Below are 9,415 nucleotides of genomic sequence, written 5' to 3'. Positions count from 1 at the left end.
CATGCGGGACCTTGTCACACCCCCATGCCAGAATCATGACTACGAGACCGGCAGCGACGCTGGACCGTCGGTCAGCCGGGCCCTATGAAAGATCGAGGCTAGAGGTGGGTCCATGGCGCGCGACGCGCACCAGAGCCGCAGCGAGCCGGGCCATGTCCTCCGACGGGACGAGTGCGGCGAGCCGGTCGGCGTTGGTGGGAAGTCCTGCGGTGGCGGCGCCCTTGAGGACGAGCTTGTCGGCATACGGGCGGACCGACGGCCAGACCGACTGGACCTCGCGCAGGAAGATCGAGGCGCCCACCGGACCGATACCGTCGAAGGCCTGGAGCTGCTTGCTGATCCCGGCGGGTGTTGCGGCCTCGTCGCGCAGCCGGCGCAGGTCGTCGCCCCAGCGGGAGTCGATCATGTCAGCGTTGGCGCCCAGGCGGGTGGCGGTGGAGAAGTCGTAGCGTCGGTAGCCACCACGGCCCAGCGCCGCGACCCGCTGGTTCCACGTGGAACCACGCAGTGCCCGCGGGGAACTCCAACCCGCCGCCCACAGTTCGCGGGCCGCGGCGAGGGCGGCGTCGGAGGAGATGCGTGCCGAGAGCAGCTGGACCATGACCAGCAGCTGCCACAGCGGCTGCGGTTCGTCGGTCAGCTCGATGCCCGCCTCGGTGGCGAACAGCGTGCCGTGCTCGCGCACCAGGCGCGCCGCCAGGCCGGCAGCATCATCGATCACGCCGCCAGCCTAGCCAGCGGGCCGACCGGCGACGCCAACGGCATCACCGGGCGGAGCCCGCCCTCGGGGTCACCGGCCCACCCGCCCCCGATCGGGCCGGTCCACCCGGCTCTCAGTCCGTCCAGAAGGACAGGACGTCGGCAGCGCAGGCCTCGGCCTGCGCCTGGCCAGCCGCGAAGGCGGGCTCCACAGTGGCCGGGTCCAGCGGATTGGTGCCGAAGATGCGCAGGCTCGGCTCGTCGCCCGTCAGCAGCAGGGCGTCGCCGTGGGCGTCCAGCAGCTGCATCGCCTCGGTCAGCGTCGGGCCGACCGGATTCACCGGCTGCTCGGGGCCGCAGGAGACCACCAGCACCTTGTCATGGCCGACGGCGACGTCGGCATTGGTGGACGAGCGCATCCCACCGTCCATGTACAGGCGTCCGTCGATCTCCACCAGCGGATAGACGCTGGGCACGGTGCAGCTGGCGGCCACGGCGCGCTCCAGGGGCACGGTGCTGGAGCTGTTGAAGACCGTGAACTCGCCGCTCTCGGCATCCACGGCGGTGATCGCCAGGGCGCCCTGGGGCCAGTCCTCGGGCAGCATCGAGCCGATCTGCTCCACCCAGTCCTGCTGCGGGAGCGAGACCTGCAGGCCGCGTGCCCGCTCGCCGATCCGGGCTCGGGCGGCCTGCGGGTCGCCACCGTCCTGGATGGCGGACTGCATCATCTCGTAGAAAGCCATCGCGTCGAAGGCCAGGGCCTCCCCGCTACCGCGCTGCCCGGTCTGCATCATCTGCGCCAGGCGTTGGTAGGTGAGCATCCCGGCGCGCAGCATGACCGCGACCACCGAACCGCCGGAGGTGCCGACCACGAGGTCAGGGGCGCTGATGTCGACCCCGGCGCGGGCCAGGCCGAGCAGCAGGCCGCTCTCCCAGGCGATGCCGGCGCTGCCGCCGCCACCCAGGACCAGTGCTCGGGTGCTCATCGCGCCACCTCCCGCTCCAGCAGCTCATCGATGTCGGCGCGCAGGGAGTCGGGGTCCGCGGTGGGTCCGTAGCGCTTGACGACGGTTCCCTGCTGGTCCACCAGGATCTTGGTGAAGTTCCACTTGATGGCGCTGCCCAGCAGCCCACCCTGCTCCTGGCGCAGCCACTTCCACAGCGGGTGGGCCTCGGAGCCGTTGACGTCCACCTTGGCGAACATCGGGAAGGTGACGCCGTAGTTCATGGTGCAGAACTCGCCGATCTCGTCAGCGCTGCCCGGCTCCTGGTGCGCGAACTGGTCGCAGGGGAAGCCCAGGACCACCAGTCCGCGATCCCGGTAGTCGTCGTAGATCTTCTGCAGGCCCTCGAACTGTGGGGTCAGGCCGCACCTGCTGGCGGTGTTGACCACCACGACGACCTTGCCGGCGTAGTCGGACAGCTGCTGCTCGCGGCCCTGCAGGGTGGTGGCGGTGAAGTCGTGGAGCGTGGACATCAGTCGTCCACCACCGTGACGGTGACCTCGATGTTGCCGCGGGTGGCATTGCTGTAGGGGCACACCTGGTGGGCGCGGTCGGCCAGCTGCTGGGCCTCGTCGTGCGGCAGTTCGGGGATGGTGACCTCGAGCTCGACCGACAGACCGAAGCCGCCGCCGGCGATGGGGCCGATGCCGACACGGGCGCCGACGCTGGAGTCACCCAGGTTGGCCTTGGCCTCCCGGGCCACCATCTGCAGGGCGGAGTGGAAGCAGGCGGCGTAGCCGGCGGCGAAGAGCTGCTCGGGGTTGGTGGCGCCGCCCGGGCCGCCCATCTCGCGCGGGATGGCCAGGTCGAGGTCGACCAACGAGTCGGTGCTGCGGACGTGGCCGTTGCGGCCGGCGCCGGTGGCAAGTGCCTCGGCGGTGTAGACGGTGTTCATCGTGCTTCTCCTTCGGGTGTGGCGTTGGCGACCAGCCGGGTGGCCAGGTCGTGCAGCATGTGGATCTCCTCGGAACTGAGGTGGACGCGCTCGCCGAGGCAGCGTTGGATGTCACCGGCCGCAGAGCGCAGGCCATGGCCCTCGTCGGTGAGGTGGACCGTGACTCGGCGAGCATCGGCCTGGTCGCGTCGGCGCGTGACCACTCCACGCGACTCCATGCGTCCCAGCAGCGGCGACAGGGTGCCGCTGTCGAGGTGGAGCCGCTCCCCCAGTTCACGCACGCCCAGGCCGTCGTGGTCCCACAGGGCCAGCAGCACGAGGTATTGGGGGTAGGTGAGGTCGAGCTCGCCCAGCACGCTGCGGTAGGCACCCTGCGTCACGCGAGCGGCGGCGTAGAGGGCGAAGCACAGTTGGTGGTCGAGTTCCAGGTCGGCGTCCATGACAGTAATGATTGCGCACAACTCAATTGGACACAATCCTCCTTCGGGGTGGTGTGCGGCGGTTTCGTCAGTGGAGACCTGGACGGCTACGACTGGATCGGTGGCACCATCGCCCGTCAGGCGCGTGCGGTCGTGGTGAGCGTCGACTACCGCTTGGCACCCACCCACCGCTGGCCGGTGCCCGTCGAGGACTGCTGGGCCGCGCTGCTGGACGTCGTGGAGCGCGCCGACGAGTGGCAGGCCGACGGCTCACGCCTGGCAGTCGTGGGCGATTCGGCCGGCGGCAACCTGGCCGCCGTGTTGACGCTGATGGCACGCGATCATGGTGGGCCCAGGATCTCCATGCAGGGGCTGATCTACCCCTCCACCGACATGGACTCCGAGAGCCCGTCCATGGTGGCCAATGTCGACGCCCCGGTGCTGACCCAGGCCGACGCGGAGGCCTACCGCGACCTCTACGTGCCCAACCCGGCCGAACGGCACCACCCCCATGCCTCCCCGCAGCGGGCGGAGAACCACCGGGACCTGCCACCCGCCCTGGTTGCAGGTGGCCGACTTCGACCCGCTGCGCGACGACGGGCTGCGCTACGCCCGGACGCTGCGCGAGGCCGGGGTGCCGACGCGCGTCACCAGCTACGTGGGCATGCCCCACGGCTTCCTGTCCTTCCCCGGCATCTACCATGCGGCACCGCAGGCCCTGGCCGAGTTGTCCGCCGAGCCGCGCCAGTGTCTGGCGGACTGAGCTGGGGCTCAGAGCAGGGCAGCCAGTTCCTCGACGCCGGTGGGTTCCTGCGCCCGGGTGGGGATGACGGCCATCCGGGCAGCCCGGGAGCGGACCGCCTCCAGTTGCGGTCCTTCCGCCTGGGCCCGAGTGTCCAACAGGGGGCTGGTGGGCCGCGCGGACGACAGCGAGTTGTTCACCACCCATGCCCAGGGACGGATCCCGGCCCGCTCGAGGTCTGCGGCCAGCCCCTGGGCCTCCAGCACCGGCGTGGTCTCCGGCAGCGTGACCACCACGACGCGGGTGAGGTCCTCGTCCTGCAGCCGCATGAGGGGCGTGGTGATCCGTCCCCGCTGGGCGTCGTCCAGATGACGGGTGATGTCCCGGTGGTAGGAGCCAGTGGCGTCCATCAGCAACAGGGTGTGGCCTGTGGGGGCGGTGTCCATCACGACGAACTGTTGCCGGGCCCGGTTCACGGCACGGCTGAACTGCTGGAAGACGGCAATCTCCTCGGTGCACGGGCTGAGCAGGTCCTCGGCCAGCGCTGCGCGGCCGTCCTCGTCCAGCTGGGCGCCCTTGGTGTCCATCACGTGCTCACGGTAGGCCTCGATCGCCTGCTGCGGATCGATGGCGCTGACCTCCAGGCCCTCCACCTCGCCCGCCAGCGTGGCCGTGAGGTGGGCGGCGGGGTCGGTGGTGGTGAGGAGCACCTTCTTGCCGCGTCGCACCAGTTCCACGGCCAGGGCGGCGGCGACGGTGGTCTTGCCGACGCCACCCTTGCCCATGGTCATGACCAGTCCGTGGTCCCCTGCGACCAGTTCCTCCACCAGCGCACCCAGCCCCGGGTGCTCGGCGGTCTCCTGCCCGACCGGCTCCGGCTGGCCTGGCATCGGCTCGGATGGTTGCTGCGCGTCGAACAGGCCCCTCAACGCGTCGAGACCCACCATGTTCACCGGCTTGAGTTCGATCCGGTCCTGCGGCAGCAGGGACAGCGGCGGCGCGAGGGCTTCCAGTGCCGCGGCCTCGCGGCGGGCGATCGCCTCGTGCAGGGGGTCGGGCTGCTCGGCGGGCGGCATCACCCCGTTGACCACCAGGTGTGTGGCGGCGATGCCCACGCCCGCCAGCTCGTCCAGGGTGCGCCCAAGCTCGGTCAGGGTGGCGTGCTGCGCGCGGGCCACCAGCACCAGGCGGGTGCGTCGTGGGTCGGTGAGGGCTGCGACGGCCGCGCGATAGGTGGCGCGGCTCTTCTCCAACCCGGCCATCGGCCCCAGGCAGGAGGTGTCGCCCTTGCCGGCGTCCAGGTAGCTGGTCCAGTTGCCGGGCAGCTGGAGCAGCCGGATGGTGTGGCCCGTGGGAGCGGTGTCGAAGATGACATGGTCGTAGGCCGCGGTGGCCTGCGGGTCGGCGAGCAGGTCGGTGAACTCGTTGAAACTGGCCACCTCGGTGGTGCAGGACCCGGACAGCTGTTCGGTGATGGCCTCGATCTCCTTGGCCGGGAGGATGGCGCGTACCGGGTCGATGATGGTGCGTCGATAGGCCTCGGCAGCCTCGTCCGGGTCGATCTCCAGCGCGTCGAGGCCGGGCACGGCAGGGATCGGTGTGATGGTGTTGCCGATGCGATCACCGAAGACCTGGCCGACATTGCTGGCCGGGTCCGTACTGACCAGCAGGACGCGACGTCCCTGCTGCGCCAGGTGCACGGCAGTGGCGCAGGCGATGCTGGTCTTGCCGACGCCGCCCTTGCCGGTGAAGAAGAAGTGGCGGGGCGGATCCTGCAGGAAGCGGACCATGGCGGCGCTCAGCAGCAGCCGCTGGTGGAGGACTGTCCACCGCAGCAACCGGAGTCCTGCTCGTCACTGCAGCAGCCACCAGCCAGCGGGAGCTCGGCGTGGTCGTCGGTGGGCGCCAACCCGGCATAGCGCAGCATCTCCTGGCGGCTGGGGTGGCGGCCGGTGAGCACCGTGGCACCGTCCACGAGAGTGAGCGGCAGCCCCTCGGAGCCGGCGGCCTGCAGGAAGGCCACCACGGCGGGCTCGGCGGCGAAGGCGGCGGGATCGCCGGCCAGGTTGGTGCGTTGCACGTCGATGCCCTGCTGCTGCAGCGCGTTCACGTCGGCCGTGAAGGTGACCAGCTCCTGGTCGAGCTCCGGGCCGCAGACGCCGGTGTTGCAGCACAGGGCGGGTTCGTAGATGCGGATGCTGGGCACGGGTCCTCCACGTGGTATCGACGAATGTCTATACCAAGAGCATTGCTGACGTCTTGACGAGAGTCAATGCCCCGCCCCGTCGGCCCCGCTAGGGTGTGGCCATGCCCCTCCAGAGCGTCGTGAGCACGTCCTGCCCTCCCGCGGCATCCGACGCCGACGCGCCGGGCACCGCCGAGTGCGGACCTGCCCCCGCCGTCATCCCGATCTCCCGCGCCGAGGAGCTGGTGGTGCTCACCAAGGCGCTGGCAGATCCAGTGCGGTTGCGGATCTTCCACCACATCGCCGCCAGCTCCTGCTCCAGCGTGTGCGCCTGCCACCTGCCCGAGGTCTTCGGCGTCAGCCAGCCGACGCTGTCGCACCACCTGAAGAAGCTGGTGGAGGCCGGGCTGGTGCATCGCGAGATGCGCGGCCGTTGGGCCCACTTCACCCCCCGCCCCGAGGGCCTGGAGGCCCTGCGAACCTTCCTGGGAGAACTGCCATGACCAGCACGAAGCCCGCACCGGAGCAGCAGGACAGACCCAGCGTGCTGTTCGTGTGCGTGAAGAATGGCGGCAAGAGCCAGATGGCTGCCGCCCTGATGCGCCAGCTGTGCGGTGACCAGGTGGCGGTGCACTCCGCCGGCACGCGGCCCGGCGCGACGCTCAACGAGGCCTCCCGTGCCAGCGTCGAGCGCGTCGGCGCCAGCGTCGACGGCGAACACCCCAAACCCATCGACCCCCAGCTGCTGAGCACCGTCGACCGCGTCGTGGTGATCGGCGACGAGGCCGTGGTGAAGCCCGTCGAGCCGATGCGCGGCAGCATCGAGACCTGGAGCACCGACGAGCCCTCGGCGCGCGGCATCGAGGGCGACGAGCGGATGGACCTGATCCGCGAGGACCTGGTGCGTCGGGTGGCGGCGCTGCGCGACGAACTGGTCGGCTGAGACCCGCCTGTCCCATGGCCCGTCCCAAGGTCCGTGGAATCCAACCTCCCCCGGGGCAGCACCCGCAGCCCGTGGCGATGCCCTGGAGGCCGGGGGCCTTCGCGCTCGTGGCGCTCCTCGCCGTCCTGTTCTGGCTGCTGGCGGCCTGGGCCGCCCGGGCCGCCCACGACGCCACCGACCAGCTGTGGCAGTTGGGCTTCGGCGCCGGGTTGATGGCGACCGTGGCTACCGGCCTGCTGCTGCGAGCCTGGCCTGGCGGGCTGACCATCGGCACCGAACCCGTGGGGTGGCGCTCGTGGATCGCACAGGCCCTGCTCGTGGCCTACGGGCTCGTGGTGGGGCTTCGCCTGGCGACGGCCGGTTGGCCGGATCCGTTGGACGTCTCGCGACGTGGCAACACCTTGGCCAGCGCGCCACCGGCCGTCGGCCTGTTCGCGGCGCTGCAGCTGGCGGGGCGGGCCCTGCCGCGAGGCCGACGGACTCCACCCCCGCGAGCGGGGCGACCATGAGCAACAGCCCTGCGGCAGTGCGCCCCACGACCCTCGCCGACGCCGCTCACGTGGCACGGTGGGTCAGCAGCCCCGAGGAGCTGCTCGTCTTCGCCGGGCCGAAGTTGACCTTCCCCCTGCAGCCACAGGCCCTGCTGGACACTGCCGGCGACGGGTGGCACGTGCGCTCCCTGGTGGTCAACTCCCATCTGGTGGGGACGGGCTCGTTCACGCTGCGCGATGGTGCGGTACATCTGGGACGGCTGCTCGTTGATCCCGGACAACGGGGCCGAGGGCTGGGGACGCTGCTGGTCACCGAGCTGTTGGAGCATGCCCGGTTGCACAGCCCCGAGCTCGCGCGATGCCTGCGCGCCACGCTCAACGTCTTCGAGAACAACCTTCCGGCGCGCCACCTGTATGAGTCGCTGGGCTTCAGCGTTGCTGCCGAGAGCGTGCACGATGGGCGACCGGCGCTGGTCATGACCAAGGAACTCCGCCCCGACATCGAGCATCTGGCGGTGATGACGCCACGGATCATGGAACGCCACCCGTTGGTGCAATGGCTCATGGAACCCGGCGACGACGATCGGCCCTTGCGTTTGCACCTGCGGGTGGCCGGAGATCCCCGTCGGGTGGCACTGCTGGACGTGCTGCCCACCGCGTCGGTCTACCTGGGCTGCGTGGCTGGGGCAGCCACCGGTCCGGACTTCGCGGACCAGGGCGACGAGGAGGTGGAAGGGGTCTTCACGGACTACATCGGGAGGTTGTGCTCGCTGCTGCTGGGGCCCACCACGGTGCGCGAGGTGTGGCGTGGCGACCGATGGCACAGCGCTCACGTCACCGGCAGTCGCGAGGGGGCGGGTGACTCTTGGTCCGGCGAGATCTTCGAGCTCCGCCGATGCGTGCTCAGCCGTCTGGGGGTGCAGTTCGAGCAGACGACGCTGCACTTCCCCGCGGATCTGGCCTCGACGGGATGGCGGCCCGGAGATCCTGTGGAGCACTACCCCCTGAACGTGCCCGACAGCTGGTGGAAAATCCCGTGAGCCAAGAAGACGCGACGGCCTGGAGCCTCCCATGACCGGGAGGCTCCAGCCACAGTCGCTGTCAGGCCACGATCTCCCCAGCCAGGCGCTCCACCGCCAGCCCATTGCGATAGCGCTCCAACCAGGCGGCATAACCGGCCACGCCGTCGGCGTGGGGCTGGAGGGTGCTGACTTGGGAGTCAGCGAAGATCCGCTGCTCGAGGTACCCGGCCAGACCGTCCGCCCGCTCGGCCGCCGGGAGCGCGGCGAAGGCCGCCAGCACGGCCATGCCCCACGCGCCCCCCTCACCCGCGGTGTCCCCCACCGCGACGGGAGTGTCGAGTGCGTCGGCCAGCACCTGCTGCGCAACGCCTTCGGTGCGGAAGATGCCGCCGTGGGCGAAGAGCGAGGTGAGCGGCACCTTCTCCTCGTCCAGCAGCACCTTCATGCCGCAGGCCAGCGCGGCGAAGGCCGCGTTGAGCTGCGCCCGCAGGAAACTGGCCAGCTTCAGGCCGCTGTCCTGCCCCCGCAGGAAGAGCGGACGCCCCGTGGCCACACCGGTCTGGTGCTCACCGGACAGGTAGTTGTAGGACAGCAGGCCGTCGCAGTCGGCCGGCGCCTCCAGCGCGTGCCCGAAGAGGCGACGGTAGAACTCCTCCCGGTCCACTTCCTGCCCCAGCAGGCCCGGCACTTCACCGAGCATGCCCAGCCAGGCGTCGAGGTCTCCCGTGCAGTTGTTGGTGTGGATCATCGCGACGGGGTCCCCGGCGGGGGTGGTCACCAGGTCGATCTCCTCGCGGATGCCCGTCAGCTCACGGTCCAGCACCACCATCGCGAAGGCGCTGGTGCCGGCGCTGACATTGCCGGTTCCGGGGCGGATGCTGTTGGTGGCCACCATTCCGGTGCCGGCGTCGCCCTCCGGCGCCGCCACCCGGGCCCCCGCCCGCAGCGCCCCACTGGGGTCCAGCAGGCGTGCGCCCTCGTCGGTCAGGCTGCCGGCATCGGCCCCGGCGGACGG

At 70.7% G+C, this 9,415-nt stretch carries 13 protein-coding genes and 1 pseudogene; 6 read left to right on the top strand and 8 right to left on the bottom strand.

The features are described from left to right. Positions 1-82: 82 nt before the first annotated feature. The 5 genes from ACHFFZ_RS00920 to ACHFFZ_RS00900 all read right to left on the bottom strand — a co-directional run bounded on the left by ACHFFZ_RS00920 (position 83) and on the right by ACHFFZ_RS00900 (position 3,038). Positions 83-721, bottom strand: a complete 639-nt coding sequence (locus ACHFFZ_RS00920; RefSeq protein ID WP_394274785.1) for an endonuclease — start codon at positions 719-721, stop codon at positions 83-85. 112 nt (positions 722-833) lie between these two features. Continuing rightward, positions 834-1,685, bottom strand: a complete 852-nt coding sequence (locus ACHFFZ_RS00915) for a patatin-like phospholipase family protein (RefSeq protein WP_394274784.1) — start codon at positions 1,683-1,685, stop codon at positions 834-836. Then, the gene (locus ACHFFZ_RS00910; protein WP_394274783.1) at positions 1,682-2,176 is read right to left on the bottom strand and encodes a glutathione peroxidase; all 495 of its coding nucleotides are present in this window, start codon (positions 2,174-2,176) and stop codon (positions 1,682-1,684) included. Before ACHFFZ_RS00910 ends, ACHFFZ_RS00915 begins: the two co-directional genes overlap by 4 nt. Beyond that, on the bottom strand, positions 2,176-2,598 hold the full coding sequence (locus ACHFFZ_RS00905) for an organic hydroperoxide resistance protein (protein WP_394274782.1): 423 nt from the start codon (positions 2,596-2,598) through the stop codon (positions 2,176-2,178). The genes ACHFFZ_RS00910 and ACHFFZ_RS00905 overlap by 1 nt, the downstream gene beginning before the upstream one ends. Then, the gene (locus ACHFFZ_RS00900; RefSeq protein ID WP_394274781.1) at positions 2,595-3,038 is read right to left on the bottom strand and encodes a MarR family winged helix-turn-helix transcriptional regulator; all 444 of its coding nucleotides are present in this window, start codon (positions 3,036-3,038) and stop codon (positions 2,595-2,597) included. The genes ACHFFZ_RS00905 and ACHFFZ_RS00900 overlap by 4 nt, the downstream gene beginning before the upstream one ends. Here ACHFFZ_RS00900 and ACHFFZ_RS00895 point away from each other — a divergent pair. Together ACHFFZ_RS00895 and ACHFFZ_RS00890 are read left to right on the top strand one after the other, a co-directional pair. Continuing rightward, a pseudogene (locus ACHFFZ_RS00895) lies at positions 3,012-3,557 on the top strand (alpha/beta hydrolase); the annotation flags it as partial. The gene ACHFFZ_RS00900 and the pseudogene ACHFFZ_RS00895 sit on opposite strands and share 27 nt — an antisense overlap. Positions 3,558-3,585: 28 nt before the next feature. After that, positions 3,586-3,780: an alpha/beta hydrolase gene (locus ACHFFZ_RS00890; protein ID WP_394274780.1), complete on the top strand. Its 195-nt coding sequence runs from the start codon at positions 3,586-3,588 to the stop codon at positions 3,778-3,780. Positions 3,781-3,788: 8 nt separating this feature from the next. Here ACHFFZ_RS00890 and arsA read toward each other — a convergent pair whose 3' ends face one another. Together arsA and arsD are read right to left on the bottom strand one after the other, a co-directional pair. After that, positions 3,789-5,549, bottom strand: a complete 1,761-nt coding sequence (arsA, locus tag ACHFFZ_RS00885; RefSeq protein WP_394274786.1) for an arsenical pump-driving ATPase — start codon at positions 5,547-5,549, stop codon at positions 3,789-3,791. 8 nt (positions 5,550-5,557) lie between these two features. Continuing rightward, positions 5,558-5,965, bottom strand: a complete 408-nt coding sequence (arsD, locus tag ACHFFZ_RS00880) for an arsenite efflux transporter metallochaperone ArsD (RefSeq protein WP_394274779.1) — start codon at positions 5,963-5,965, stop codon at positions 5,558-5,560. Positions 5,966-6,066: 101 nt separating this feature from the next. On the opposite strand from arsD, the gene ACHFFZ_RS00875 reads away from it, so the two are divergent. From ACHFFZ_RS00875 to ACHFFZ_RS00860, 4 genes are all read left to right on the top strand, one after another. Then, positions 6,067-6,447, top strand: coding sequence for an ArsR/SmtB family transcription factor (locus tag ACHFFZ_RS00875; RefSeq protein ID WP_394274778.1), 381 nt, complete (start codon positions 6,067-6,069; stop codon positions 6,445-6,447). After that, entirely contained in the window at positions 6,444-6,887 is a 444-nt protein-coding gene (locus ACHFFZ_RS00870; RefSeq protein WP_394274777.1) for a low molecular weight phosphatase family protein, read from the top strand. Before ACHFFZ_RS00875 ends, ACHFFZ_RS00870 begins: the two co-directional genes overlap by 4 nt. Positions 6,888-6,964: 77 nt before the next feature. Beyond that, positions 6,965-7,396 (top strand): hypothetical protein, encoded by a 432-nt coding sequence (locus ACHFFZ_RS00865; protein WP_394274776.1) that lies wholly within the window; start codon positions 6,965-6,967, stop codon positions 7,394-7,396. After that, entirely contained in the window at positions 7,393-8,418 is a 1,026-nt protein-coding gene (locus ACHFFZ_RS00860) for a GNAT family N-acetyltransferase (protein WP_394274775.1), read from the top strand. The genes ACHFFZ_RS00865 and ACHFFZ_RS00860 overlap by 4 nt, the downstream gene beginning before the upstream one ends. 61 nt (positions 8,419-8,479) lie before the next feature. Here ACHFFZ_RS00860 and ACHFFZ_RS00855 read toward each other — a convergent pair. Next, the coding region (locus ACHFFZ_RS00855; protein ID WP_394274774.1) for an FGGY-family carbohydrate kinase at positions 8,480-9,415 on the bottom strand (936 nt) is incomplete at its 5' end.

Source organism: Luteococcus sp. (assembly GCF_043424415.1).
Lineage (GTDB): Bacteria > Actinomycetota > Actinomycetes > Propionibacteriales > Propionibacteriaceae > Luteococcus.
The sequence above is the reverse complement of the archived record's forward strand: the minus strand, read 5'-3'. Positions and strand labels throughout refer to the sequence as shown.

What these genes read in the sequence shown, in the direction of transcription:
- ACHFFZ_RS00860 (WP_394274775.1), top strand. Translation starts at nt 7,393, where the DNA reads ATGAGCAACAGCCCTGCGGCAGTGCGCCCCACGACCCTCGCCGACGCC.
- ACHFFZ_RS00905 (WP_394274782.1), bottom strand. Translation starts at nt 2,598, where the DNA reads ATGAACACCGTCTACACCGCCGAGGCACTTGCCACCGGCGCCGGCCGC.
- ACHFFZ_RS00875 (WP_394274778.1), top strand. Translation starts at nt 6,067, where the DNA reads ATGCCCCTCCAGAGCGTCGTGAGCACGTCCTGCCCTCCCGCGGCATCC.
- ACHFFZ_RS00915 (WP_394274784.1), bottom strand. Translation starts at nt 1,685, where the DNA reads ATGAGCACCCGAGCACTGGTCCTGGGTGGCGGCGGCAGCGCCGGCATC.
- ACHFFZ_RS00910 (WP_394274783.1), bottom strand. Translation starts at nt 2,176, where the DNA reads ATGTCCACGCTCCACGACTTCACCGCCACCACCCTGCAGGGCCGCGAG.
- arsA (WP_394274786.1), bottom strand. Translation starts at nt 5,549, where the DNA reads ATGGTCCGCTTCCTGCAGGATCCGCCCCGCCACTTCTTCTTCACCGGC.
- ACHFFZ_RS00900 (WP_394274781.1), bottom strand. Translation starts at nt 3,038, where the DNA reads ATGGACGCCGACCTGGAACTCGACCACCAACTGTGCTTCGCCCTCTAC.
- ACHFFZ_RS00865 (WP_394274776.1), top strand. Translation starts at nt 6,965, where the DNA reads ATGCCCTGGAGGCCGGGGGCCTTCGCGCTCGTGGCGCTCCTCGCCGTC.
- ACHFFZ_RS00870 (WP_394274777.1), top strand. Translation starts at nt 6,444, where the DNA reads ATGACCAGCACGAAGCCCGCACCGGAGCAGCAGGACAGACCCAGCGTG.